Source organism: Marinobacter sp. SS8-8 (genome assembly GCF_030540945.1).
GTDB lineage: Bacteria > Pseudomonadota > Gammaproteobacteria > Pseudomonadales > Oleiphilaceae > Marinobacter.
The window spans coordinates 58,386-82,579 of sequence record NZ_JASSVN010000016.1 but is presented as its reverse complement, the minus strand read 5'-3'; the positions used below and the strand labels follow the sequence as shown (position 1 = coordinate 82,579).

At 57.2% G+C, this 24,194-nt stretch carries 25 protein-coding genes and 1 pseudogene; 10 read left to right on the top strand and 16 right to left on the bottom strand.

Annotation, left to right across the window (positions count from 1 at the left end; all coding sequences use genetic code 11):
• Positions 1-12: 12 nt before the first annotated feature.
• Positions 13-1,278 (top strand): cyclopropane-fatty-acyl-phospholipid synthase family protein, encoded by a 1,266-nt coding sequence (locus tag QPL96_RS15310; protein ID WP_303288175.1) that lies wholly within the window; start codon positions 13-15, stop codon positions 1,276-1,278.
• 144 nt (positions 1,279-1,422) lie between these two features.
• Positions 1,423-2,208: a polyphosphate kinase 2 gene (gene ppk2, locus QPL96_RS15305; RefSeq protein WP_303288174.1), complete on the top strand. Its 786-nt coding sequence runs from the start codon at positions 1,423-1,425 to the stop codon at positions 2,206-2,208.
• Between the two features lie 9 nt (positions 2,209-2,217).
• Here the strand turns inward: ppk2 and QPL96_RS15300 are convergent, their stop codons facing one another.
• From QPL96_RS15300 to QPL96_RS15280, 5 genes are all read right to left on the bottom strand, one after another.
• Positions 2,218-2,499, bottom strand: a complete 282-nt coding sequence (locus QPL96_RS15300; RefSeq protein ID WP_303288173.1) for an RNA polymerase sigma factor — start codon at positions 2,497-2,499, stop codon at positions 2,218-2,220.
• A gap of 278 nt (positions 2,500-2,777) precedes the next feature.
• The gene (locus tag QPL96_RS15295) at positions 2,778-4,187 is read right to left on the bottom strand and encodes a hypothetical protein (protein ID WP_303288172.1); all 1,410 of its coding nucleotides are present in this window, start codon (positions 4,185-4,187) and stop codon (positions 2,778-2,780) included.
• A gap of 31 nt (positions 4,188-4,218) precedes the next feature.
• Positions 4,219-5,067 carry an outer membrane lipoprotein-sorting protein gene (locus tag QPL96_RS15290; protein ID WP_303288171.1) on the bottom strand — a complete coding sequence of 283 codons (849 nt, stop codon included), beginning with the start codon at positions 5,065-5,067 and terminating at the stop codon, positions 4,219-4,221.
• On the bottom strand, positions 5,064-7,778 hold the full coding sequence (locus QPL96_RS15285) for an RND family transporter (protein WP_303288170.1): 2,715 nt from the start codon (positions 7,776-7,778) through the stop codon (positions 5,064-5,066). Before QPL96_RS15285 ends, QPL96_RS15290 begins: the two co-directional genes overlap by 4 nt.
• A gap of 18 nt (positions 7,779-7,796) precedes the next feature.
• Positions 7,797-8,000 carry a DUF2892 domain-containing protein gene (locus QPL96_RS15280; protein WP_136631559.1) on the bottom strand — a complete coding sequence of 68 codons (204 nt, stop codon included), beginning with the start codon at positions 7,998-8,000 and terminating at the stop codon, positions 7,797-7,799.
• Between the two features lie 208 nt (positions 8,001-8,208).
• Here QPL96_RS15280 and QPL96_RS15275 point away from each other — a divergent pair, with 208 nt between their 5' ends.
• Entirely contained in the window at positions 8,209-8,514 is a 306-nt protein-coding gene (locus tag QPL96_RS15275; protein ID WP_303288169.1) for a helix-turn-helix transcriptional regulator, read from the top strand.
• Between the two features lie 112 nt (positions 8,515-8,626).
• Here the strand turns inward: QPL96_RS15275 and QPL96_RS15270 are convergent, their stop codons facing one another.
• From QPL96_RS15270 to QPL96_RS15240, 7 genes are all read right to left on the bottom strand, one after another.
• On the bottom strand, positions 8,627-9,247 hold the full coding sequence (locus QPL96_RS15270; RefSeq protein WP_303288168.1) for a DUF2931 family protein: 621 nt from the start codon (positions 9,245-9,247) through the stop codon (positions 8,627-8,629).
• Positions 9,247-10,920 (bottom strand): DUF2235 domain-containing protein, encoded by a 1,674-nt coding sequence (locus QPL96_RS15265; RefSeq protein WP_303288192.1) that lies wholly within the window; start codon positions 10,918-10,920, stop codon positions 9,247-9,249. Before QPL96_RS15265 ends, QPL96_RS15270 begins: the two co-directional genes overlap by 1 nt.
• A 96-nt stretch (positions 10,921-11,016) precedes the next feature.
• On the bottom strand, positions 11,017-11,370 hold the full coding sequence (locus QPL96_RS15260; protein ID WP_303288167.1) for a cytochrome c5 family protein: 354 nt from the start codon (positions 11,368-11,370) through the stop codon (positions 11,017-11,019).
• Positions 11,367-11,681: a cytochrome c gene (locus tag QPL96_RS15255; protein WP_288944969.1), complete on the bottom strand. Its 315-nt coding sequence runs from the start codon at positions 11,679-11,681 to the stop codon at positions 11,367-11,369. The genes QPL96_RS15260 and QPL96_RS15255 overlap by 4 nt, the downstream gene beginning before the upstream one ends.
• Positions 11,682-11,693: 12 nt before the next feature.
• Positions 11,694-12,866, bottom strand: a complete 1,173-nt coding sequence (locus QPL96_RS15250; RefSeq protein WP_303288166.1) for a porin — start codon at positions 12,864-12,866, stop codon at positions 11,694-11,696.
• 294 nt (positions 12,867-13,160) lie between these two features.
• Complete coding sequence (locus QPL96_RS15245) at positions 13,161-13,619, bottom strand: ATPase (RefSeq protein ID WP_303288165.1); 459 nt, start codon at positions 13,617-13,619, stop codon at positions 13,161-13,163.
• 582 nt (positions 13,620-14,201) lie between these two features.
• Positions 14,202-14,591, bottom strand: coding sequence for a hypothetical protein (locus QPL96_RS15240; protein WP_303288164.1), 390 nt, complete (start codon positions 14,589-14,591; stop codon positions 14,202-14,204).
• A 326-nt stretch (positions 14,592-14,917) separates the two neighbouring features.
• Between QPL96_RS15240 and QPL96_RS15235 the strand changes: the two genes are divergently transcribed.
• Together QPL96_RS15235 and QPL96_RS15230 are read left to right on the top strand one after the other, a co-directional pair.
• Positions 14,918-16,747 carry a copper resistance system multicopper oxidase gene (locus QPL96_RS15235; protein WP_303288163.1) on the top strand — a complete coding sequence of 610 codons (1,830 nt, stop codon included), beginning with the start codon at positions 14,918-14,920 and terminating at the stop codon, positions 16,745-16,747.
• A gap of 20 nt (positions 16,748-16,767) precedes the next feature.
• Positions 16,768-17,532, top strand: a complete 765-nt coding sequence (locus tag QPL96_RS15230) for a copper resistance protein B (protein ID WP_303288162.1) — start codon at positions 16,768-16,770, stop codon at positions 17,530-17,532.
• 138 nt (positions 17,533-17,670) lie between these two features.
• On the opposite strand, the gene QPL96_RS15225 is transcribed toward QPL96_RS15230, so the two are convergent.
• From QPL96_RS15225 to QPL96_RS15210, 4 genes and pseudogenes are all read right to left on the bottom strand, one after another.
• Entirely contained in the window at positions 17,671-18,087 is a 417-nt protein-coding gene (locus QPL96_RS15225) for a hypothetical protein (RefSeq protein ID WP_303288161.1), read from the bottom strand.
• A gap of 172 nt (positions 18,088-18,259) precedes the next feature.
• Complete coding sequence (locus QPL96_RS15220; RefSeq protein ID WP_303288160.1) at positions 18,260-18,505, bottom strand: hypothetical protein; 246 nt, start codon at positions 18,503-18,505, stop codon at positions 18,260-18,262.
• 178 nt (positions 18,506-18,683) lie between these two features.
• Positions 18,684-18,899, bottom strand: a pseudogene (locus QPL96_RS15215) (amino acid permease); the annotation flags it as partial.
• 11 nt (positions 18,900-18,910) lie between these two features.
• Positions 18,911-19,264: a hypothetical protein gene (locus QPL96_RS15210; protein WP_303288159.1), complete on the bottom strand. Its 354-nt coding sequence runs from the start codon at positions 19,262-19,264 to the stop codon at positions 18,911-18,913.
• A 304-nt stretch (positions 19,265-19,568) separates the two neighbouring features.
• Here QPL96_RS15210 and QPL96_RS15205 point away from each other — a divergent pair, with 304 nt between their 5' ends.
• From QPL96_RS15205 to QPL96_RS15185, 5 genes are all read left to right on the top strand, one after another.
• Positions 19,569-20,411 carry a cytochrome c oxidase assembly protein gene (locus QPL96_RS15205; RefSeq protein WP_303288158.1) on the top strand — a complete coding sequence of 281 codons (843 nt, stop codon included), beginning with the start codon at positions 19,569-19,571 and terminating at the stop codon, positions 20,409-20,411.
• A complete protein-coding gene (locus QPL96_RS15200) occupies positions 20,408-21,031 on the top strand; it encodes an SCO family protein (RefSeq protein WP_303288157.1) in 624 nt (207 codons plus the stop codon). The genes QPL96_RS15205 and QPL96_RS15200 overlap by 4 nt, the downstream gene beginning before the upstream one ends.
• Positions 21,032-21,305: 274 nt before the next feature.
• Complete coding sequence (locus tag QPL96_RS15195) at positions 21,306-21,755, top strand: cytochrome c (protein ID WP_303288156.1); 450 nt, start codon at positions 21,306-21,308, stop codon at positions 21,753-21,755.
• Between the two features lie 10 nt (positions 21,756-21,765).
• Complete coding sequence (locus tag QPL96_RS15190) at positions 21,766-23,181, top strand: cbb3-type cytochrome c oxidase subunit I (RefSeq protein ID WP_303288155.1); 1,416 nt, start codon at positions 21,766-21,768, stop codon at positions 23,179-23,181.
• Positions 23,182-23,237: 56 nt separating this feature from the next.
• Positions 23,238-24,194 (top strand): 4Fe-4S binding protein, encoded by a 957-nt coding sequence (locus QPL96_RS15185; RefSeq protein ID WP_303288154.1) that lies wholly within the window; start codon positions 23,238-23,240, stop codon positions 24,192-24,194.

The window sequence follows — 24,194 nt, the reverse complement described above, 5'->3', positions numbered from 1 at the left end:
CAACGAGAAGACATGATGCCGATAAAACTGCTTTCGATTTTTTTGATGCGCCTTGTCCGTCAGGGGAACCTGGTCGTCGTCTACCCTGACGGACAGTCAATAGGATACGGTGACGGGTCGACGCCCGCTGTCACCATGCGTTTGCACGCGCGCGCCCTGCCACGCAAACTCCTGATCAACCCGGACCTTGTACTGGGCGAGGCCTATATGGACGGCACACTCACGGTCGACCAGGATGATCTCTATGGTCTGATTGAGTTGCTGGTCATCAACCTGACGCGCCAGCCCGACGTATGGCACTATCGCTGGCAGGCAAACCTCCGGCGGCTTCATCGCAGACTGGCGCAGTTCAACCCTGCCGGGCGGGCCCAGCGCAACGTGGCGCATCATTACGATCTGTCCGGTGAGCTATACGATTTGTTCCTGGACGCCGACCGCCAATACTCCTGCGCCTATTTTCGGGAAGCGGGTGACACTCTTGAAACAGCGCAAAGGAACAAGAAAGCGCTGATCGCCAGCAAACTCCTCCTGGCGCCAGAGCAGCGGGTTCTCGATATCGGCTGTGGCTGGGGCGGGCTCGGACTGCATCTCGCCCGCGACCATGGCGCGCGTGTCACCGGGGTGACCCTCTCACGGGAGCAACACAAGATCGCTGAAGAACGTGCGCAAACCGAGGGTCTTGGCAACCGCGCCCAATTCCGCCTGCAAGACTACCGCGACATCGACGGCACTTTCGACCGGATCGTGTCAGTGGGCATGTTTGAGCATGTCGGGGTACCACACTACAAGGAGTTCTTCGCCACCCTGCGAGACCGTCTCACAGATGATGGCGTCGCCCTGCTTCATACGATCGGCCGCGCCGACGGGCCGGGGGCAACCAACCCCTGGATCGCCAAATATATTTTTCCCGGCGGCTACAGCCCTGCCCTGTCGGAGGTCCTGGCCATCGTCGAACAGTCCGGTCTCTATGTCACCGATGTCGAGGTGTTGCGGCTTCACTATGCACAGACGCTGAAGGAGTGGCGCAATCGGTTCGAAGCCAGACTGGACCGGGTACGGTCAATCTATGACGAGCGGTTTTGTCGTATGTGGCGGTTTTACCTGGTTGCCAGCGAAGTGGCATTCCGGCACGACGGCCTTGTCGTCTTTCAAATCCAGCTTGCCAAAAAACAGGACGCGGTGCCGCTCACGCGGGATTACCTGGCTGGCCGGGAGAGGCTGGCCGAACCGACGACCAAAGCCGGAGAAAACAGACAGACCGAAAACAGGCTCGCATGATCACAATGTACATACCGATATTCAGGGAGAAGCTCGAAAAACGCGGGCGCGGGCACTGCCAAGAGGCACAAAAACTCCGAAATACGATAGCCAGCGTCCCCGCACCGTCTGGCTGCGATAACCATGCATTCAGGGAATCTGAAAATGAGTCAGAAAGCAAAGAGTAAACCTTCCGGGACCAAGGGCTACAAGGAAACCCTTCGGACGCTGCAAGTGGAGCTGGTCAAACTGCAGAAGCACCTGATCAAGAACTACCTTCAGATTCTTATTTTGTTCGAGGGCCGCGACGCGGCCGGTAAGGACGGCGTCATCAAACGGATCACGGAGCACCTGAGCCCGCGCGAAACCCGGGTTGTGGCGCTGGGCAAGCCGTCCGACCGAGACCGTAATTCCTGGTATTTCCAGCGTTACGTCCCGCACCTGCCCTCAACCGGGGAAATGGTTCTGATGAACCGGAGCTGGTACAACCGCGCCGGCGTCGAGCGCGTTATGGGGTACTGTACGGAGACGGAACATGAAGGATTTATGCGCTCGGTACTGCCATTCGAGCACATGCTCGTGGATTCCGGGATTCAGCTGTTCAAGTATTATCTGGATATTTCAAAGGACGAACAGACACGCCGGCTGAAAGACCGTCGCGTTGACCCTCTCAAGCAGTGGAAAATTAGCCCCGTCGACAAGGTCGCGATCAAACACTGGAACGACTACAGTGCTGCGCGCAACGAAATGTTCGCCCGCACCCACAACGAAATCACGCCTTGGCATGTCGTCAGGGCTGACAATAAAAAGCAGGCCCGACTCAATGTTATTCGTCATTTGATGTCACTGGTCGACTGTCCGGACAAAGATGAACATGCTGCCCGTCCGGATCAGGACATTGTCTTCACCTTTGACCAAGAGAGCCTCAGCAACGGCAAAATCGCACTGTAACCGCCACCATCAACCGAGATGCTGACAAGCCAATGAATGAGCGTGCCAGTATCTCGCGATCAAGGAAACCTGCACTGTCCCACCAGCACTCATCCAGACGCGAAGCTTTTCGTTCTCGCGAACCTCGCCAATCCGTGTGAGCACCTTGACGTAGAAGTCGTGCAGAACGTCGGCGGCTTCGTCCTCATTGCCAAGGCGACGTGTAAGAAAACGTAAAAAGTCCTGGTGAACATCCGCTATGGCCTCACGAGCATCACTGCCCGACAATTCCCTGTCATCCTCGTTTGTCATGTCAGCTCCCGGTGTCGGTTCAGAGAACATCAGATACCAAGGCTTTCGACTCGAGAAAGGACCCCGGCATTAACAGCCTACATTTAACAACGTGGACCTGAACTACAGCTGAATGTTGCCGGCCTGTGTCTCAATTTCCGACTACAATCAAGCTTCCTTCTGGCATTCACTGAATTCTCGGACAGCACACAACAAACTCAGCCAACTATTTATTTATTGCCAGCAACGTATTCCCGGCGCCCGCCAGTGAGTCGATAAATGGCTTTAACCGGGGCTTTTCAGAACCCGTACCGCACCCCAAGATAGAGATTGTTGTTGTCCTGAAACTGACCAAAGAAGGTTTCCTCCCGGGCGCCGAAAAACAGATTTCCCCCAGCCTCGACAGAGAGATGGTCATCAACCTGATAGCCCACCCGGGGGCGCAGGTAGGCGTCCTGGTCCGAGGGCGAGTAAAACAGGAACAACGACCACTCCAGATTCTGGCTGTGTGTCAGCCAGGTCAGCCGCTGGGTGAGGACGTGGCGATTTTCGTCCCGCACCGGGGTACCGGACGGCAAGGTCCGCCGGTAGGCCTCAAACTCGCCCATGCGCTCCAGGTAGTACTGCAGGCCCAGGGTCAGGTCACGGGCAATCTCCTGCTCATAACCGAGCAGCAGGCGCAGCTCGCTGTTGCGCACCGTAGGATCGTTGCCATCACGGTCGGCGCGGGAGTCATAGTAGCCCAGTTCGACGTTGCCGATGCCCGCTCCCACCGGTCCGCGCAGGCTCGCGCCGAACACCGACAGCGGAGGAAACGTGGCCCTGCCGCTGGCCGGCTCAGCCCCGGCCGGACTCTTCCAGAAGCCGTCGTAGCCGTAGAGCGCGACCTCGTAGGCGCCAAGGTTACGGTACAGCCGGGCGGCCCACTCGTCGTCGTCGAACGCCTCTGCCGGGCGCTCCGCCAGTACAACCGCATCGCGCCCGGTCAGCCGCCCTCGCCCCGTGTTGAAGAAAGAGAGACGGCGACCATCGATGAAACGATCAGCGTCAAACCGGGGGGTATAGACCAGGTCAAGATTGGCCCAGCCGGAAAAAGCCGAAACCTTCAATGCGTCAGAGGGCGCCTTGAGGTACTCCACATCGCGGCCGATAAAAAACGACACCCAGTCCTTGGGAAACAGATCGTTGATAAAGACCAGGTCGCCGGTGCCCCAGGTTAGTATCTGGCGTCCCACCTTGACATCGGTATCCGCGCTCGGCGAAAACACCAGGCTGGCCTCGCGCAGGTCGAAGGCGCCCTCGCCAGATTCCAGGTCCACTGCCCGGTCGTCGGCCAGGTCGTCATAGAGAAAATCACCGGTAAGACGCAGCGTTGCGCCCTGATAATATTTCTCGGCCTCAAGCTGCAAACGGCTCTCGGCAATCGAGAGATCGCGCTGGTGAGGATCATCGCCCAGCCGGGTTCCGCCCCGGGCTTCCCAGAAGCCGCGCAGACGGAACGGCGGGGCCGCCGAAGCCGGTCGCTCGGTGGCCTGGTCTGCCCCGGCCTCACGGCCGAGCCCCATCGGCAGGGCCGGTTCCGCGGTATCACTGGCGGGCGCACCCAGCCCCTCCGGCAGCTCGGGCGCGGCGGCCCACAGCGCCCCGGGCGCCCCACCGAGACCGACACCGCCCAGCAATACCACCCAGAGAAGGCTTCCGGTGTTCATCCACGCCCTCCTGCCCTCAGTGCAGCCGAGGTCACCGCAGGTACTCCATCGGTGCCCGGCGCAGGTAACGCTCCGAGAAGACGTCTTCCGGCAGACCCAGGTCATAGTCAATGCCGCTGTAGGCCAGCTCCGTGGTGCCACCGTTGCGCAGGTTCTCCATCCTCGCCTTCGTGACCGTGGGGTAACCCTGCACGTTCTCCACCGCCAGAGCGGTATAACGCCGGTAGAGGTTGCCACTGTCGTCGACATACTCGGTGCGAACCGGCAGGAAGGACTGTTTGTGGATATAGACATCGTAGTAGGCAAACTCAACCTCCCCGGGCCGTTTGGGTGTGTTGCGCACGACGTAATAGTTGTCCGTGGTCTCGATCAGCTCATGGCTGTCGTCGTCAATACTGCGTCCCGAGATATCCTCGTAGAAGAAATCCGAGCCGGCGAAGCTGGTGCGCTTGTCGGAGGCGGCGATCCGCTTAACCAGATCCAGCGCCGGCAGGTAGAGCCAGCGGTCGTCGTCCCGGTCCTGATGTTTCCACACCAGCAACGTCATCTGGCTGACGTCCGCCGGTCGCCGGAAATAGACATAGTACTTCTGCTCGCCACGGTAGGCGCCCCCCTCAATGGCATCTGTCTCCGGGCCATCCCGCCGCAGAATGGTGAGCTCGCGACTGCGGTTACGCCCCTGGCTGTCGGTGATGGTCATGGCGACCCTGGCGCGGCCATCACGCCCCTGGAAGTAGGAGACCATATTGGCGCGGTTGACAATGTGCTCCACCGGCGGCGCACCGCCGGCATCCTGTGCCAGGGCGAGGGGCGTTATGCCCAGCGCCATCACCATCAGGGCCAACCTTCGGAACAGGGTAATAAGCCAGTATTTACTCATTGCACACCTTCCTTTTCATATTGCGGATTCGGTACGGCCCTGCCAGAACCGGGAAACAGCCACCGCTGCAGCAGGGTTACCAGTGCCGGCAGGATCAGCAGTGTGCTTAGCCCGGCGGTCAACAGAATGGCCGCGATGAATACCCCTACCGTCTGGTAAGGCACCAGCGGTGCGGCCAGCAGCGGCAGGAAACCAACGCCAAGCACGATGGCGTTGCGGGTTATTGCCCGTGCCGGCTCGCCGAACATCGGTGCCACCGAGCGACGCCAGGAGCCTGTCTCGGCCTGGATGGCACGGGCGCGGGCCAGAAAGTGGATGGCATAGTCCACGGCGAGCCCCAGACTCAGGGCGCTCAGCACGGCGACTGGCATATCGTAGTTCTTGCCGATGATACCGATCACACCGTAGATGGCCCCGATGGTCACGGTCAGGGGTATCATGCACAGCAGCCCCCACAGCAACGAGCGGAACAGCACCGCCATCAACAGGAGCACCATCACGAAGCTGCCGAACAGGGCCATGGCCATGCCGCTGACCATTTTTTCCTGCCAGATTACATTGATATAGTTAAGACCGAACCAGCGTGCCTGGAGCGATGCAGGCGGAGGGTTGGCCGCGATAAAGTCATTAAGTGCCTGAACCACCCGGCTCATGTCGCGGTTGTCACCGCTGGTGAGCTGAACCCAGATGCTGGTACGGCGGTAGTCAGGTGTGACGAAATGCCAGAGATCCTGGGGGCGATGGCCATTCTGGTAGGTGAGCAGGGTTTGCGCAACTGCCCCCGGACGGTCCGGGATGCGAAAGGCCCCGGCATCGCCGCCCAAAAGTTCGCGGTGGACGGTCTTGACCACATCGGCGAGCGAGTTGGACTTGCCCACCACACCGGTCTCGCCCAGCCGCTGCTGCAGCCTGGCGATATAGCGCAGGACCTCGGGGCGCTTGAAGGTCTCGTTGCGCTGGCGTTCGGCATCGACGAAGGATTGTGCCTCGAGCCAGGCATCATAACGCGCGTCAGGGGCCGCATCGAGCTGAACCCCGACACGCTGATCCAGCCCATCGAGAAACGCCTTCGCGGAGCCAGCCTCCTCGCTTGCCTTCCGCGCCATGGCGCGCAGTTCTTCGAAGACGGCGGCTGTCGCGTCGTCCTGCGCCTGCACAGTCTTCTGGCGTGACGCCAGGCGGTCGAGGAACGCTCGTTGATAGTCGGCCAGGGTGACCTCATCACCCTCCGGAACCAGTGCCAGATAGGCCATATAGGTACCGCCGAAATGTTCGTTCAGCACCCGGTCCGCCACCCGGATGGGGTGCTCGGGCTCGAACCACTTGACCGGATTATCATTTATACGGATCAGGCTGATGCCATAGCCGGCGGCCACCACCACAACCATGGTAACCACCAGCACCGCCCTGGCGTGGCCGACCACACCCTCGCCGAGGCGACGCAGCCAGCGCCCCATGACCGTATCCCGGTCCGGATCCCCGACGGCATGGCCGAAGCCAGTGAGCCGCCGCTCCGGCATCAGCATGATGTACGCCGGAATGAAGGTCACCGTGCACAACCAGGCCAGGAACACACCGATCGCGATAAAGATGCCGAACACCTGAACCGGGGGGATCGGGGTAAGTGCCAGTGACGCAAACCCCGCCATCGTGGTCAGGGTGGTGAACAGCATCGGTTTGAACAGTATGCCCATAACCTCCAGGATGGCCCGGCGGCGGTCCCTATGCTGGGGATAGCGATCAAAGAATTCCGAGAGAATATGCACCGCGTCCAGCACCGCAATGGGCATGATGAATACGGGGATCATCGAGCTCATGATGTGGACCGTGTTGCCGCTGATTACCAGCAGCGCCATAGTGCCCGCGGCCGCTACCACGGCCACGATCATCGCCGAGGTAATGAGCCGGACGTGGCGGAAGAACCACCACATCGCCAGGAAGATAACCAGCATTGCCAGTGGCGCCGAGATCGCCATCTGATAGAACATCTGCACACCGAAGGTGTCCTCCGCCACGGGCAGCCCGGTGATGTAGACCTGGTCGCCGGTATCCTTCCAGCCAGCGACTTTGTCAAGCAGGGCTTCGCGCACCCGGTAGCTCATGTCCTTGCTGGTCAGCGGCAGATAGAGGGCGACAGCCTTGCCATCGTCGCTGACCAGGGTATTGTCGAACAGTGGGATGCGTTGCGCCCGCTCAAGAATAGCGAGCGCCTGTTTGCGGGTATCCGGCGGCTCCGGCATGAGCCAGCTGAAGCGAACCGCGCCGACCCCCTCTTGCTCGATGTTATCGACCCGCGAGAGCGCAAGCATATCCTCCTCGACCACGCCCTCCTGCCGGCCGGGATTGTCCGGATCGGGCCACCTGAGCGTGCTGGCGTACTCCGTCAGCTCATAGATGCGCCGCAACGAACCGACATTGAATACCCCGTCAGGGTCGTTTTCGTTGACCACACCCACCACGACCATGTCATAGAGCGAGAATTGCTCCTTCATATCGTCGTGAAACACGCGCACGGGTTCGTCGGCAGAGAGCATGTTCTCGGGGTCGGTATCGATGGTCAGCGGATTAAGCAGACCAAACCGCTCGGGCCAGACGCTTGGCAGCGCCGCCAGCGCCACCAGCGCCAGCGTGACGGCCACCATGGCCCAAACGGTCAGTCGAGGACGGTCAGTTGCAAACTGTAGCCAGGAACCCTCGGTCTTTTCAGCCATTTACAGTGCCTCCGTGGGTCAGTCAAAGGCTCTGCCGGGCTTCTTGCCCACTGCCTTGAGAATCTTCGCCAGTGGGCAGAATCCGCTGAAGGCCGCCTGCAGCATATTGGCGCCCACGAACGCGGTAAACCACAGCCAGTAAGGTGAATGGAGCTGGGAAAGAGCCAGACTTACAAGAATGAAAGATCCCGCGAATGCGAGTACAAGACGGTCGATAGACATATGTCCCTCCTGTTACAGTAACGCGCTCCGGGTTCAGCAGATTGCGCGCTACGCTGAAAGTACTGTATCTGATATCCGGCTTGGCCACTTGCCTGACCAGGCAGAGCCGGAGCCTGCAAGACAACGGGCAACACTTGACTCACCAGCCAAGGGCACCCGATCATCTGAACCAAGCTTAACACATTCAAACATGCAGAGCTATGAATGTATGTATAAAAATCAGATGTCGAAATCGGCGGATCAGGCCACCAGTCTGCTAAAGGCTCTCTCTGGACGAAGCAGGCTGATGATCCTCTGCCAACTGGTGGACGGCGAGCAGACAGTGGGCGAGCTTGCGGATGCACTGGAGATGCGCCAGGCGGCCGTCTCCCAGCAACTCGCCCTGCTGCGCAAGGACGGCCTGGTATCAGCGCGCCGCGAGGCGCGGACCATGCACTACTCCCTGGCGGGAGAGGAGGCGCGCCGGATCATAGAAGTTCTGTATGAGCTGTTCTGCGATACCGACGAACTATAAAAAGCAAGCCTTTACCATGGCCGCAAGAGAAACTGATGATGCCGGCGAAGCGGAGGGATTGGTATCCGGTGCATCGCCTGGTTGCGGGGCGACTGGCTCCGCGGTTTCAGATTTACCATCTATCGTACTGCATACCGTGTGCCCGGATATAATCCCCTTCTTCTTCCAGATACTCCTCAACCCATTGAGTATAGTCTGACTCTTTATTGTCATACCGGGCAGCTTGATATCGTCCTACTTCTATCGCGGTTTCCTCCCAGTTCATTATCCACATGACGACCTTACCGCCGGGAGCTAGTCCAAGGGCCAATACATGTCGCGGCATATTTACTTTTTTACCATTAAACATCGCCGGAGCAGGCTGTTGCATACGCTCCAAAAGCTTATCGGGATTCTCTAGCTTAATGACGGCTCGGTAAGACTGCTGCTCAGCGAATGAAAACCATTTGATAAGAATCAGTTCGGGCATGGCCTGCCACTCTGCCGACTTACCACCCGGTGCTTTCCAGCAACAGGACACCGACCCGATAGGCCCACGCCACCCTATATCCCTGGATAACGACTCAACCATAAATGTGTCGACCCACACATCGTAATGCTGTGGAGCAACGACCTTAATCAGATAGTTGACCGGCATGTCCCATTGACTTTCCTCGGCTTCGGAGCAACCCGCATTCAAAAAGACAATGAGCAAGGTTAGCACTGGTACCTTCAATGAGTTCAACACTGACATCAGGCCACGCCTCTGTTTGGATGAATCACCCGTTTTCCATAGGGCGCAGGCCGGAAAGGGTAGATGGGGCCCACTTTCAGGTAATGGTCGGAGTAATGCATATAGCGTTGCCTGAGCAACATCTGTGATTCCCGCGTCATCAGCAAATCATTGCCATACCATACGTGGGCCGCTAGATTGCGCGCTACGGTGAAAAGTTCTTGCGGCAGGGCCAAGCCTTCAACATCAGGGTTAATTACTTTTAATGGCACACCCTCATCCACCGCCAGCTTATGCATCAGATACAACGGAATCCGGGAATACTCGCCACGAACCTCACGATCCAGCCAGAGCCTCAGCGTAACGTTTCCACCAGGAAGACGAGGTGGCTGTGATTGCTCGATATCCAGAGTCGCCAGAGGATTGTATTCGCCGATCCATCCCTCGTTCTTGACCAGAGCGCACCCCTGAAGCATACGGGAGAACTCAAAGCTGGCTTCGGGATCACGACGACCTTTGCCCGTCACCAACAAGGGTGGGCTCACTTCAATGTGCTCATGAAAGCGGTCGGGATATCCTCCGCCAATGTCGGAATGAACACCAGGCAGCGACCATTCACTGAAATGCTCCGGCAGATTGCCGGATGCACCGCGAAGACTGTTCAGTGAAAAATTGTGGCGGCGCTCATGACGGGCAACCAGATGCACCGCTCGTTCCACGGCCTCCGGCATGATGCTAACGTTGACCGGACCATTGCTGTCATTGTGAGGCGTGAAATCGCCACCTTGCCAGTCAAGCACCGCCGCGACTGTATCGAAAACACCCAGAAAACGGACGGAGACTGTCTTCGGCCAACTAAGACCACTGTTTTTAAAGGCCTGACCCAGTGCACTGTCTTCAGTCGCAAGCACCTCGTTCACGAAGTGACGAGCCGTGGCTGCGCCACGGCTGAAACCAAACACATCGAGGACGAGTTCATCAACTACATCGGTTTTTAACGTAAGTTCAGTCAGAAGCTTTGACGCGCCAACCTCTATCTTCGCCAAAATACCCCTTTCACCAAGCCCTGTGCCCATACTCCAGCCATCATCTTCCTGGCCGAATTTCGTACCAACTCCGGAGACATACACCGACAGAGAGCGGATGGTTGCACCTTCATTTTCAGACGATGCAATCTGGTAGAACCGCTCAAGCTTGGAGACGTTGGTTTCTGCGTTGAGGTAACTGCCTTCCAGAATCTGTGACAGCTCATTGCTGCACTCTTCTTCTGACATAGCCCCGGTCGCGTTGGCCGTCAGACATTCGTCCATTTGTTGCTGGACAAGGACCCGCAACTCTTTGGCGCCTGGCGTAAGCTGACCTTTATCATCCAGCGCACCGGCCATGGCAAAATCCACAACCGGCGCAGTGTTGGTGGCAACGCCGAGAATGACCCGTGGATTGCCACTGACTATCGAACCACCGTGACTGGTGGGGCTGCCCAGATAGGCCACCGGCATACCATCGGCCAGTGCCAGCGGGTAGCCCTGGGTAATAACGGCGCCGCAGCCGGCAACATCGCCCACCCGGGCAATGGGCTTGCCTTCAACTAGGATGCTAGAGCCGTTTGGCAAGATAGGGGAAGAACCGTGCCCTTTGATCGGGCAGACGTGCGTATCACCGACGCAGGCGGCAATCAGATTGCTCATGGTCAGAGTTCCTTTCTGTGAAGAGTAGCGTCCTGGCTACCCGCGAAAAAAAGCGGGGCAACGCTGGCATACACCAGGCCCGCGTTGCCCCGACTTCAACTGCTATTTGCCTGAGAAGGCCTGGCGCATGTATTGAACGATGGCCTCCGCCTGCTCCATGGTCAATGAACTTATGCCGCCCTTGGCGGGCATCGCCATGGACGAGCCGGGGCTCTTGAACCCCTCCATGATGTGAGTAGCCAGTACGTCAGCATCCTTGGACAGCCGGCCATCGCTCTTGGTAAAGTCCGGAACGCCGGGCAGCTTGCCCTTTCCGTCTGCGCCATGGCAGGCAACGCACGTAGAGTTAAAGAGTTTTTCGCCGGCTTCCACCTGGTCAGACGAAGCCGCAGCTCCGGCTGAGTACGCAAGGATCCCGGTGGCCAGACTGGCGATCAGAAAAGATGACGTTTTCATTTATCACCCCCCTTGTTATCTGCGGGATCATTGCTCTTCTGGAGAAAGGCTGTTATGTCCCGCACTTCCTGCCCGGTTAAACCCGCTCTGATGCGCATGTGAATCACGCTTGGCTCCCAGACATCGTCACGAAGCTCGGCCGGGTCGCGCATGTTGTGGCACCGTGAGCAGTTGTCGGCCCATGACTGGGCGCCCCGGATGAATGCCATGGGATCGTCTGCGTCCTGAGCCGCTGCCGAGCCTGCGCCACCGACAACAAGCGCGGCGACTAATACAGCGTTACTGATGAGGTTCCGGTTCAATAATTTCATGCTAATACCCTCTTAAAATCCGTAAGCCAACTGAACGTTGAAGCGCTTGTCATCGTCAGTAGCGTTGTCATCGTAGTCATCCACGGTGTAGGCCGCCTTGATGATAACATTGTTAGTGAACAGGTAATTCACCCCCGCAGACCACTGGGAGCGGTTTGCATCGGCATCCGGGGTGTCCAGGTCACCCAAGCGGACAACGCCTTCCCACTTGGTATCCGGCACCCGGTACGCCGCCTGCCCGTACCAGGCTGTGTATTCAAGCTCTTCAGCCGCCGCACCACCTAAGATCGTGCTGTTGGCTTCGCTTCCCACGGTCTGCTGAATAAATTCACCGCGCAGTTGCAGGGTGGCAATGTTGTAAATGGCGTCTGCACCCAGAACGGTGTAATCACGGTCTGGCTCTCCCTGTGCCAGCTCAGACACGCTTCCCTGGCCTACTCCCATCTTGCCAAACGCACCGGACAGTCCCAACTCCAGCGCCGGCACCGGCAGGAACCCCACCCGGCCACCGTACACAAAATTGCCATCGGCATTGCCTGCGGCAGGCTCGCTTTCCAATTCCACTTCACCATCTGCTGGATCAACAACAAGTGTCGGGCCGTTCGAGGTGTACAGGGCATAGTTGGCGCGCATCGACCCGCTCAAGGGAAAACCGCCACGCAACTGAACGCCCAGGTCGGCAAGCGGTGCCGCGCCTCCCTCGCCAAAGCCCACGGGTACAGTCGGCAGCTTGTTGATCCAGCTTGGGTGGACATTCTGGCGGAACTGGCCAATGGGGCTCAGAAACTTACCCGCCACCAGCGCCATGTAGTCGTTCAGCATGAGATCGATGGTCGCATATTCCGCTGCGATTTCAGTTTCACCATCTGCATTCGTATTGACTTCAAGCTCGCCTTCAAACAACACCCTGTCGGAAAACTGATAGTGAAAGATCGGCGCAAATCGCGCGGACGTAAAACCGTCCTCTTGCCTGTCGGAGCCACCCACGAAATCAACGTTGCTGTACCCGGCCATATGCCACTTGTTCACCGTATCGAGATTGTTGCTCTTGACATCTTCCCGCAGGGCCGCGATCTGCGACTCAAGGTTGGCAATTTTCGATTCGGTGTCTTCGTTTGCGATGGCGGCCCCGCTCGCGAATACGGAGGCTGCCAGCGACAGCTTGATAAAATGGAGTTTTTTCATAGGTGCACCCTTCTGGGTTAGATGAAGATACGAATATAACTGTTCCGGGATAAGGCTTTCGAAAAGCCACCAATCCAGAACATGAACAATTGGACACCTTGAAACTGAAACGAAACTGAATTTTTCGACCCAATCACCCCGACCTTGACTCAAATCAGTTTTTATTTTCACCTGACAGCAAAGGCCTCAGGTCCCTGCCACCATGGCCCGGGTCAGGCTGGCAATCTCATCAGTATTCAGTCATCCGCCGGACATTCTGTTAATAGGCAGAGCCCGGGTCTCATTAGCAGGCGATCAGAGGTCTTCCATTCGTCCGACCTGACGGGCCAGCCGCATCGACTCGTTTCGCTCCATGGTCAGCAACGCCTGGAACAGCTCCCGCGCCTCGGGAATCTCGGCCCGGTCCGCCATGGCTTTATAGAGCTCGATGATCTGATCATGGAAGTCGAATACCTCCCGGCAGATGCCCTGGAAATCGAGCCTGGCGTAGGGCTCGTCACAGGTACGGTGTGTTTTGATCGGGTGATGCGAAAGGTAATCAAAGACCCTTGTTTCGAGCGCCCTGGGATTCCCCTGACGCCCAAACTCGTTCACTATCCGCTCCATTTCCGACTCATGGGCCGCCAGATAGTCCAGCAACGCCCGGGCCCGCTCTTCTTCATTCTTTGTCGCACAATGGGAGAGACAACTCGCCAGGTGTGAGTGCAGATCCCGCGTCCAGTTGATCAATTCACCAAAGGTTTTGATATCCATTTCATTTCTCCCGCTTACTTTGGGTTGATGAGTACTAAATCAGGGATAAGACTCCCTGGCTCAAGTAGAACTCTGCAATCTGAAATCACCCTGAAAACCAGCAAAAGAAAGTGAAATTCTGTTCCTGACACTCGAAATTATGATTTACATCAAGCCAATACCACAACCAAGAGGGTAATCACTCATGCCGCACTGAACCGAAACGGAATGGTTTCCGCCAACCGGTCCGGATTGGACAGCAATCAAGCCTGAATCATTCTGGAAAAATTCAGCCCCCTACGGCTTGACGTAGAAGTAGCTCAGAGGTTTTATAGTCAGACCACTTATTCAACAACCGGGAACTCATGCGTTCCTTCACCAGTCACCCGCTTCCCCCAGTACTGATCAGTGCTCGATTGATCAGTACCACACCGTGGATCGGCGGGCACGGTGTGGGGCTTTTAGGCATGGCAAGCGGTGAGGAGAGACACGCGCCTGGGGCACACGCTCAAGGGAGGGAGCCCCAAGACGGTTTTTTGTCAGGTGTTGCCGTCAGCTTGGACGGTTACCCTTAACAGGGCGAAAGATAAAAACCTGACGACTTTAATGCCCGGATTTTCCGGCCCCTTTCGATTTCATCTGTTGGTCCTCCATTGGGCCCATCATTTTTTTCATCATTCCCATGCAGCCTTCCATGCCTCCCTGCATCATTTGCATGCCTTTCTGCATGGTCTTCATGTGCTCCTGCATCAACTCCTGGCGCTTGGCAGGATCCTGCTCCTGTTTGATCCGGCTCATCAGCGCCTGCATTTCTTCCATGTTCTGCTGCATCGCCGCTGCTCTCTCCTGATCCTGCATCTGCATGCCCTGGCCCTGCATCTGCATACCCTGCTCCTGGCGCTTTTTATCGCGCTGCTGATCATGATCCGCTGCCATAGCCGGCATGGAAAGCAGACCGGCGACGAGGATAGTAACAAGTGTAAGTCTTTTCATGGTGTTCTCCGTCCGTTGCGTAACTGGGAACTGAGATTGCGTCAACAGGGGTCTACTGCTGACCGGGCCAGATTCTGACCCTATGCCCAAAAGATAGTACAAGCTTCGGCTAAGGTGAAGCAAGGCAAACACCCGGAGTACACGGCCCTGCCAGGCGGTTCAGTTTCGTTTCAGCTACAGCATGTAAGGTGAAGATGGACATGCGAAAGTGAGCACCCGGGGCCTGACTGCGCCCCACGCACCAAGGTCCCGCTAGCGCACCCACAGTGATTAAGCAATGATTAAAACGAATAAATAAATAGTGCCATGAAAGGCAGGAGCAGCGTATGAACGAGAAATATCCCGATACCAGATTATCCAGGCGGCGCCTGATCCAGGGGGCTGCCGCAATGGGCCTTCTCACCGGCTTTGACAGCCTGATGCCGGCGTATGCCAGGGGCAACCTGGACAACTCGAATGTTTATCACAGCGTGCGTGACGGTGCCGATGTCTATGATCTGACAATCGCACGAACGCCTCTCACAATCGGGTCCAGACCCTCAAAACAGCCCATTACCATCAATGGCACGCTGCCTGCGCCTCTGATTCGGCTCAAGCAGGGCCGCGAGGCTGTTATGCGTGTGACCAACACCCTGACCGAAGCCACGTCCATTCACTGGCACGGTCTGATACTGCCGTTCCAGATGGACGGTGTTCCGGGGGTCAGTTTTCCGGGCATCATGCCGGGCGAAACCTTCGAGTACCGGTTTCCGGTCGAGCAACATGGCACCTACTGGTATCACAGCCACTCCGGGCTTCAGGAGCAACTTGGCCACTATGGCCCCATGATCATAGACCCGGCTGAGCCCGAGCCAGTCAGCTATGACCGCGAATATGTGGTGGTTCTCTCCGACTGGACCTTCGATTCGCCCGGCGACGTCTTCCGTAATCTCAAAGTGTTTGAAGGCTACTACAACTATAACCAGCGCACCGTTGGCGACTTCTTCAAGGATGTCGAAACCATGGGCTGGGACGCCGCCTGGAGCAAAGCTGGCATGTGGGGCAGAATGCGAATGAGCCCCCGGGATATTCTGGATGTAACCGGTTCTGAATATACCTACCTGATGAATGGATCGACTTCCGCCAGCAACTGGACCGGGCTGTTCCGTCCCGGCGAGAAAATTCGGTTGAGATTAATCAACGCCTCGGCGATGACCTACTTTGATGTCCGCATCCCGGGACTTCCGATGACGGTTATTTCCGCCGACGGTCAGCCGGTGCAGCCGGTCGAGACCGATGAATTCCGCATTGGCGTGGCCGAAACCTACGACGTTATCGTGGAGCCAACGGACATGGCCCATACCGTGTTTGCTCAGTCCCAGGACCGGTCCGGGTTCGTGCGCGGCACACTGGCCACCCGAAAGGGGCTGGAAGCGCCAGTGCCTCCCATGTACCCGCGCACTGAACGGGGCATGGCAGCCATGGGAATGGGCGCGATGAGCAAGAGTGGCGGCATGGAAATGCACGGCGGCATGGGAATGGCCCACGGCGACATGGCGGGAGGTTCAGGCGGCATGACCATGGATCATGCCAGCATGAGCATGGACGCCTCGCCTGACAAACCGGACCTGGGCCCCGTTCCGACTGCAGGGCGCCCGGTATCGCATGGCCCTGACAATCACGGCCCGGGGGCCGCGATGGTGGCCTCCAGCCCCAGCTCACGGCTGGACGAGCCCGGCGTTGGCTTTGAAACCGCAGACCACCGGGTGCTGACCTACTTCCAGTTGCGGAGTATTGATGGCTGGCCCGACAAACGCCCCGCGGAGCGGGAAGTGGAGCTCCACCTTACCGGCAATATGGAGCGTTACATGTGGTCGTTTGACGGCAAGAAATTTTCCGAGGTGGATGGCCCGGTCAAATTCTACCATGGTGAACGGCTTCGGCTGATCCTGGTCAACGATTCAATGATGGATCACCCCATTCATTTGCACGGCATGTGGATGGAACTGGAAACCGGAGCGGGTGAGTATCGCCCACGCAAGCACACGATCTCCGTCAAACCCGGTGAGCGGGTCTCCGCACTGATAACGGCGGACGCACCTGGTGACTGGGCGTTCCACTGCCACCTGCTTTACCACATGGACGCAGGCATGTTTCGTGTCGTGTCGGTCGTTTAACGGGATAGAGGATGATCACTATGATAAATCGCATAAAGCTGGTTGTGGGCGCGTCCGCCTTCACCATTGCCTCTGGAGCCGGTGCCGCAGGCACCGGAGTGCAGGCCAAGCCGGACTGGACACTGCCTATTCCCGACAATGAGATATTTGGCCAGATACTGGGTGACCGGCTGGAATATCAGCGCGACGGCAACAACGAGATCGCGCTCTGGGATGTCCAGGCCTGGGTCGGCACGGACCGCAAGCGGCTCTGGATAGAAACAGAGGGTGAGACGGATCTGGCCACCGAGGGTGGCGACATCGAAAACTTTGATGCTCAGTACAGCTATCGCCTGGCCCCCTTCTGGGATATACAGACCGGGCTGGGCGCTCAGGCAACCTTCGGCCCGGGCCAGAACAAGGAGCGTTATTCGGCACTTATCGGCCTGCAGGGCCTTGCTCCCTTCTGGTTTGAGGTGGATACCAACCTCAGGGTTACTGAAGACGGCGACCTGTCGTATGATTTCGAAGCCGAATACGACTGGTTACTGACCCAAAGGCTCATTCTGCAAGGCCGGGGGGAAACCCTGGTTGCCTTCAGTGATGTCGAGGAATGGGGCGTTGGCAGCGGGATCAACAATATTGGCCTGGGACTCCGGCTGAGATACCACTTTTCCCGGGAGTTCGCTCCTTATGTTGGTGTTTCCTATACACGCTACCTGGGCAACACCAGGGATCTCCGTGAACGGGAAGGCGAGGGTACCGAGTCCTCTAGCTTTGTGGCGGGTGTCCGGTGGTGGTACTAAGGCGCCGGCAAGTCCCCTGCCAGCGCCGGCAACAACCGGTAACCGGATAGTATTCCGCAGGAGCACTTCAGGAGGCAGGCCCATAGACCGGGCCTGCCTTGACCCTGACCAGAACGGCTGCAAAAAAGCGCCGGTTCGTCACTCCAGCCCGTGATGTTTCCCTTCGTATAACTTGACGTTTCTGATGGTGCCACCCTCGTTTACAAGCTCATAATTACCGTCACCGAGGGGTTTGATTTTGTTGCAGGAATAATCTCGCCCGTAGACAGAGGTACAGAATTTCCCGTCTTTCACCTGCCAGCTACCGACATAGTGAGTGAGATTTCCTTGCTGTTCCCTGTACTTTGTCATGCCATAGATCGACCCGTCGGGGTCGTAGTATTCGTGAAAAGTCCGGGTGCGGAAGTCATCCTCCACATCCCGAAGCACCATTTGAACCGTGTTACCCACTACAATGTCAGCAACGTCCTCACCTGAAAGGATTTCACTCGCCTGCAGCAGTGGCGCTTCAAATGCCATGACAATCAACACCAGCTTTAAGAGTTTTGCTCGCATTATCTGACCTCCAATTGAACTCAATAATTGTTCATCCGTTCTGTCATTTTCATCAACAAATATTTAATTTAACCTGAAATATTCGCCTTATTGTCATTTTTCTCGATATCAGGCCTCCCCCTCTATTAACACCTCACAAGGAAATGAATTATAAACCACGGGAATCCGTTACTCAGCTATCATCATGGTTTCCCGCTTCGACTGCCGGCCAATCCGCGAACGCGATGAAATAGAGCAGAACGAGATTGACAATGGGTATCAGTATCAGAATGCCCATCCAACCCGGATAGCCCGTGCGCTGGAAAATACGCCAGGCCGGGATGACGACTACGATGGCAATCACCAGCATCCACAGCCAGTGCCCGGCCCACATGGTATTGCCAAACATGTTTTCTCCCATCGTGATACTGCCCTCCATGTTGAATTCTGATTACCGGTGACCGTGAGCATGCGAATCCTCGTGACCGGTTTCTTCGACTGCTGCCGCCCTTTTCAGGAAAAGCTGTCCGGATACCACGATCACGATCATCGTGGCAACCGCCACGCCAATGACAAACGGATCGGTATTCAGTTTGACCCAGACAAAGCCGCCAGGTATTGGAAATCTCGACGTAGGAATAAGAGCTGAAGCTGACGATCACCGCAGCCGCCAGAAACGCCAACGGGAAAAAAACCCCCGTCATCTGCGCCATTTGCCCGGTAAGGGCAAAAATACCGGCGCCGATCATGACGCCGGTACCCAGCATGACGGTTCCCGTGAGGGTGAGGCTGCCTTCCTTGTAGCGGGTGGTTCTGTCTTGCCCCCTGCTCATTCAACCTCCTGTTATTTTTTCATGGGTGGAATCTTCGAACAGCAAAACGGCTCATGCTTGGCGTTGGCCCGAACGTTGTCGTCGGTAAAGCGATACCACGCCAGTTTTCGCCGGGTCCACCACCCCGCCTTCAGGCGGCCTCCGTGGGTCTTGATCAGTTCCAGCAGCTCATCGGTGGACCAGTGAGTCCCATCGAAGGTGACATGTAGCTGGTTGCCCGGTTTATGCTCTGAAAAATCGACGCAGGGATGGTGGTTGAGTTCGTGGACGAAATCGTCCCACTCACTCTCATCAAGGCCTTCGACGGTCAGTTTCCGGCGCAGCAGAAACTGCGCCTGGTTGGTTGCTTTGTGTACTTTGGTCATGGGAGTGCACCTCGTAGCCCCGCCACTTCCCTTCCATCACACCATATCTACCTGAACTGCGACTGAAAATAGGTGGAGGCTTTCGCTGCATTTGACCTGCATCAAAGTGCAGATGAAAAAGGGCCTTGGGAACACACGCTCCCCGGCTCGCCACCTCCCCTGCGTGGCCCGACCAAACGCTATCCGCATCGGGACTACCTCGCCGCAGCCGGACGATGTATCCTTACGTAGAACAGATTCCCGCTGACTCTCCAGACAACGTGCGCTCAGGCCAACAACAGACAACAACTGACCCGGCAACCCTATGTCTCTGATTGAGTACCTGGCACCCTACGATTTCTCGCCGCTGACCTTACTGAGCTTTATGCTCGTACTGGGTTTTTATGGCGCCGGTCTTTTACGGATGCCGGAAGAAGACAGGCCCGGGTCGGTAAGGATTGTGGTCTTCGTTCTGGGCGTCCTGATCGGTTATGGGGTCATGCAAACCCGATTCGATTACTACTCCCAATACATGTTCTTCGTCCATCGCGGCCAGCATCTCGTTCTTCATCATCTGGGTCCTATACTGATTGCCCTGTCCAACCCATTGCCGGTAATGCAGTTCTGGTACCGGCAAATAAGCCCTGGATTGAAGAGCAGGCTTCGCCCCCTGGGATGGGTGTATCGATTTCTTCAACACCCCCTGATCGCCTCCGTCCTGTTTGTGGGGATCATCTATTTCTGGTTATGGCCGCCAATTCACTTTGATGCCATGCTCAGCCGAAACCTCTACTGGGTTATGAACTGGAGCATGTTGATAGATGGGATACTCTTCTGGTGGTTAATTTTTGATCCTCGCCCACCCGCCACCACCTCTTCCCTGGGCTATGGAAAGCGCATACTGCTCCTGGCCCTGGTGGCGATACCGCAGATGGTACTCGGGGCTATGATCGTGTTTTCAAGAGGCATGGTGTACGACGTTTACGAGGTCTGTGGCCGGGCCTGGCCCATGGCGCCGGAAACCGACCAGCTTCTTGGCGGCATGCTGACCTGGATACCGCCCGCGATGATGAGCATCCTCGGTATTCTGATTATCCTGAGACGCGCCATGCGGGAAGACGAGAGTTTCGCCAGCCGTTCCAGCCAAATGGAGGAGACCACGTCATGAACACCAGCCCTTTTCGGCAACAGGCCGGCAAACTGTCGCTTCTCGCCCTTCTTCTGATGACGCTTGTTGTCAGCGGCTGTTCAGGCGAAGAGGAAAACTGGAACGGCAAAGACATCAGCGGCCTGATGCCCGGCCTGGAGTTTGAATTAACAGACAGCCAGGGCAGCCCCGTAACCGCCCGGCAGTTTGACGGCAAGATAAGGTTGCTGTTTTTTGGCTTTACCTCGTGCCCGGACATCTGCCCCACCACGTTGCAAAAGCTCAATCGGGCCACTGAAGGCCTGCCATCCGGGCTTCAGGACGATGTCCTGACCTTGTTTGTCAGCGTTGACCCGAAGCGGGATTCACCGGAACACCTGGCTGCCTATGTCAGGTTTTTTGGCAGCGGGATCGTCGGGTTAACCGGGAAAGAGCCGCAACTTCGCGAGCTTGCCAAACGCTATCGAACAACCTTCGGTTATGAGGAACCTGACGAAAACGGCAATTACGCCGTTTCTCACAGCAATGCCGTTTACATTTTTGACCGCAATGGAGATGCCCGTCTTCTGATCCGGGCTGATCTGAGCGCGAAAGAGATTCGCCAGGATCTGATAGCCCTCGCCCGAACTGACATGGAGTGATCGGTCAGGAGCCTTCTTAAACCCGGTTAACGAAATCGGCCAGAGGTACAGTCTGAAGGCCGGGGCGGGCTCAAGTCCGAACTCGATACTCCGGAACCTGAGGGGCGGCACAACCATTAAAACGCCAGGGAAATCATCTACCCCTCCGGAGGTAACTCCCCGGCGCAATGGTGAAATAGCCAGTCATGCTTGATAATCATCAACAGCATTATGGATACACCTTTATATCCTAGCAGGGCAGTCAGGTATTACACAAAGACCGAGGAGAGAGACCATGGCCGAGCGCTTTACCAAAAGCATGGCCAGGAACATATACCTGGGAGGAAGTGCATTCTTCATCCTGTTGTTTCTGGCGCTGACGTTTGACACCCAGATACGGGCAATGCCCGAGCGGGACAACCGAGACCAACTCACCGATCAGGTGATTCGTGGCAAACATGTGTGGGAGAACAACAACTGTGTCGGTTGTCATTCCCTGATGGGTGAAGGTGCGTACTTCGCGCCGGAACTTGCCAACGTATTCGACCGCCGCGGCGGTGGTGACAGCGATGTCTTCAAGGCCTACATGAACGCCTGGATGAACGCCATGCCCACCGGCGTGCCCGGCCGCCGCCAGATGCCCCAGTTCAATCTGACCGATCAGGAAATCGAGGATCTCGCCGCCTTCCTGGAATGGACATCAAAGATTGATGACAACAACTGGCCACCCAACATCGAAGGCTGAGGGAGCAGACATGAAATACGAATCTCAAAAAGTGGCAATGCCCTACTTCATCTTTGCCCTGGTTCTGTTTGCCGGCCAGATTCTGTTCGGCCTGATCCTGGGGCTCCAGTACGTAGTGGGTGACTTTCTGTTTCCGGAAATCCCCTTTAACGTAGCGCGGATGGTTCATACCAACCTGCTGATTGTCTGGCTGCTCTTCGGCTTTATGGGGGCAACCTATTACCTGGTTCCGGAAGAGGCACAAACCGAGTTGCATAGCCCGCTGCTCGCCTGGATCCTGTTCTGGGTTTTCGCCGTTGCCGGTACCCTGACCATCCTTGGATACCTGTTCGTGGACTACGCCACCCTGGCCGATGTCACCATGAACAAGCTGTTGCCAACCATGGGGCGGGAGTTCCTTGAACAACCCACGATCACCAAGATAGGCATAGCCCTGGTGGTTGTCGGTTTCCTCTACAACATCATGATGACCGCCCTGAAGGGCCGCAAAACCGTGGTCAATATCGTCTTGATTACCGGCCTGATCGGCCTGGCGGTTCTGTGGCTGTTTTCGTTCTACAACCCGGGCAACCTGACCCAGGACAAGTATTTCTGGTGGTTCGTGGTGCATCTGTGGGTGGAGGGCGTCTGGGAACTGATCATGGGTGCCATCCTGGCCTATGTGCTGATCAAGCTCACCGGTGTTGACCGTGAAGTCATCGAAAAATGGCTGTACGTGATCATCGCCATGGCGCTGATCACCGGCATTATTGGTACCGGGCACCACTTTTTCTGGATCGGGCCGCCCGAATACTGGTTGTGGCTGGGGTCGGTATTCTCCGCCCTTGAGCCCCTGCCGTTCTTCATGATGGTGATCTTTGCCTTCAACATGATCAACCGGCGCCGCCGCAATCACCCCAACAAGGCCGCCATGCTGTGGGCCATGGGGACTGCTGTGATGGCGTTCCTGGGCGCAGGCGTGTGGGGCTTCCTGCATACCCTGGCCCCGGTCAACTACTACACCCACGGCAGCCAGGTTACCGCGGCCCATGGCCACATGGCCTTCTACGGTGCCTACGTGATGATTGTACTGACCATCATCTCCTATGCGGTTCCCATCATGCGTGGCCGGCCTTACGGCAACAGCAATACCGCGCAGATTGTCGAGATGTGGGGCTTCTGGCTGATGACCATCTCCATGGTGTTCATCACCCTGTTCCTGACTGGCGCCGGTATATTACAGGTCTGGCTGCAGCGGATTCCGGAGAGCGGTGAAGCACTGTCGTTCATGGCAACCCAGGACAATATCGCCCTGTTCTACTGGATGCGCCTGGTCGCCGGCAGCTTCTTCATGGCTGGCCTGGTGGTGTACTTCGGCAGCTTCTTCATCAAGGGGCAGGCGTCCCCGGCTGAGGAAGTCCGTGGCCCTGCCACTCAGGACGAATAAAAACCGCAGGCCGGGGCAATCGCTCCGGCCTGCCCAACCCTCAACGGACACTTGCCGTGCATGAGCAGAATTTCCCGAACAAGGACACGCTCCAGAACAAACGGTTGCTGACCCGCACCGCGTTCTTCGGGCTGTTTCTGCTTGCGCCGGTACTCAATATTTTTCGGTACGACCTGACGGAAACCCGCTTCGTCATTTTCGGGTTTCCCCTGTCATTCAATCTCGAGCTGGCCTGGGTCAGCCAGAGCTCACCGGCGGAAGTGGCCGGACAGATTCTCGTCTGGTTCGTACTTCCCATTACCCTCCTGGTACCCCTGGTGCTCTGGATCGCCTGGAAATGGGGGCGGATCTACTGTGGCTGGCTGTGCCCGCATTTTTCGGTGGTCGAGACCATCAATCACCTGATGACCCGGATCACCGGCCGCCCCACCCTTTATGAGGCACTCCGGAAAGGCCGGCGCGGCAAGGTCCTGCACTGGGCCGGACTGGCTCTGGCGTGCGGGCTGACCGGTTTTTCCTGGGCACTGGCGATGCTGTCTTATCTGTTGCCGCCGATCCCGCTGTACACCGATCTGGTTACCGGCAACCTGGCGGTCTACCCAAGCATTTTCCTGGCGGTAGCCACCACTCTGTTTACTCTGGATTTCCTGTTTGCCCGGCACCTGTTCTGCAAATACGGCTGCGCCTTCGGGGTGGTGCAGAGCATTGCCTGGATGACCAACGGCAAAGGCAGGGTTGTCACCTTTGATAGCAAGCGTGCCGCAGCCTGCCGCGACTGCACCAAGGCCTGTGACGAAGCCTGCCCCATGCGGTTGCCGACCCGCAGCCACAAGCGGGCAAAATTCACCTGTACCCAGTGCCTGCAATGTGTCAGCGCCTGCCGGGAGGTGCAGAAGAACAACCCGGAAGGTTCCCTGTTGAGCTGGGAACCCGGTGAACCTGGCAAACAGACCGTTCTGATTCCGGTTTGCCAGGTTGATCCGTCACCACGCAAGCAACGCGCCGGAGCCTGA

Bases quoted from the DNA above. Each gene is read 5' to 3' on its own strand.
- QPL96_RS15235 (WP_303288163.1), top strand. From the start codon at position 14,918: ATGAACGAGAAATATCCCGATACCAGATTATCCAGGCGGCGCCTGATC.
- QPL96_RS15195 (WP_303288156.1), top strand. From the start codon at position 21,306: ATGGCCGAGCGCTTTACCAAAAGCATGGCCAGGAACATATACCTGGGA.
- QPL96_RS15205 (WP_303288158.1), top strand. From the start codon at position 19,569: ATGTCTCTGATTGAGTACCTGGCACCCTACGATTTCTCGCCGCTGACC.
- QPL96_RS15190 (WP_303288155.1), top strand. From the start codon at position 21,766: ATGAAATACGAATCTCAAAAAGTGGCAATGCCCTACTTCATCTTTGCC.
- QPL96_RS15240 (WP_303288164.1), bottom strand. From the start codon at position 14,591: ATGAAAAGACTTACACTTGTTACTATCCTCGTCGCCGGTCTGCTTTCC.
- QPL96_RS15285 (WP_303288170.1), bottom strand. From the start codon at position 7,778: ATGGCTGAAAAGACCGAGGGTTCCTGGCTACAGTTTGCAACTGACCGT.
- QPL96_RS15300 (WP_303288173.1), bottom strand. From the start codon at position 2,499: ATGACAAACGAGGATGACAGGGAATTGTCGGGCAGTGATGCTCGTGAG.
- QPL96_RS15225 (WP_303288161.1), bottom strand. From the start codon at position 18,087: ATGCGAGCAAAACTCTTAAAGCTGGTGTTGATTGTCATGGCATTTGAA.
- QPL96_RS15200 (WP_303288157.1), top strand. From the start codon at position 20,408: ATGAACACCAGCCCTTTTCGGCAACAGGCCGGCAAACTGTCGCTTCTC.
- QPL96_RS15250 (WP_303288166.1), bottom strand. From the start codon at position 12,866: ATGAAAAAACTCCATTTTATCAAGCTGTCGCTGGCAGCCTCCGTATTC.
- QPL96_RS15275 (WP_303288169.1), top strand. From the start codon at position 8,209: ATGTATAAAAATCAGATGTCGAAATCGGCGGATCAGGCCACCAGTCTG.
- QPL96_RS15295 (WP_303288172.1), bottom strand. From the start codon at position 4,187: ATGAACACCGGAAGCCTTCTCTGGGTGGTATTGCTGGGCGGTGTCGGT.
- QPL96_RS15255 (WP_288944969.1), bottom strand. From the start codon at position 11,681: ATGAAATTATTGAACCGGAACCTCATCAGTAACGCTGTATTAGTCGCC.
- ppk2 (WP_303288174.1), top strand. From the start codon at position 1,423: ATGAGTCAGAAAGCAAAGAGTAAACCTTCCGGGACCAAGGGCTACAAG.
- QPL96_RS15310 (WP_303288175.1), top strand. From the start codon at position 13: ATGATGCCGATAAAACTGCTTTCGATTTTTTTGATGCGCCTTGTCCGT.
- QPL96_RS15290 (WP_303288171.1), bottom strand. From the start codon at position 5,067: ATGAGTAAATACTGGCTTATTACCCTGTTCCGAAGGTTGGCCCTGATG.
- QPL96_RS15270 (WP_303288168.1), bottom strand. From the start codon at position 9,247: ATGTCAGTGTTGAACTCATTGAAGGTACCAGTGCTAACCTTGCTCATT.
- QPL96_RS15210 (WP_303288159.1), bottom strand. From the start codon at position 19,264: ATGACCAAAGTACACAAAGCAACCAACCAGGCGCAGTTTCTGCTGCGC.
- QPL96_RS15280 (WP_136631559.1), bottom strand. From the start codon at position 8,000: ATGTCTATCGACCGTCTTGTACTCGCATTCGCGGGATCTTTCATTCTT.
- QPL96_RS15220 (WP_303288160.1), bottom strand. From the start codon at position 18,505: ATGGAGGGCAGTATCACGATGGGAGAAAACATGTTTGGCAATACCATG.
- QPL96_RS15260 (WP_303288167.1), bottom strand. From the start codon at position 11,370: ATGAAAACGTCATCTTTTCTGATCGCCAGTCTGGCCACCGGGATCCTT.
- QPL96_RS15245 (WP_303288165.1), bottom strand. From the start codon at position 13,619: ATGGATATCAAAACCTTTGGTGAATTGATCAACTGGACGCGGGATCTG.
- QPL96_RS15230 (WP_303288162.1), top strand. From the start codon at position 16,768: ATGATAAATCGCATAAAGCTGGTTGTGGGCGCGTCCGCCTTCACCATT.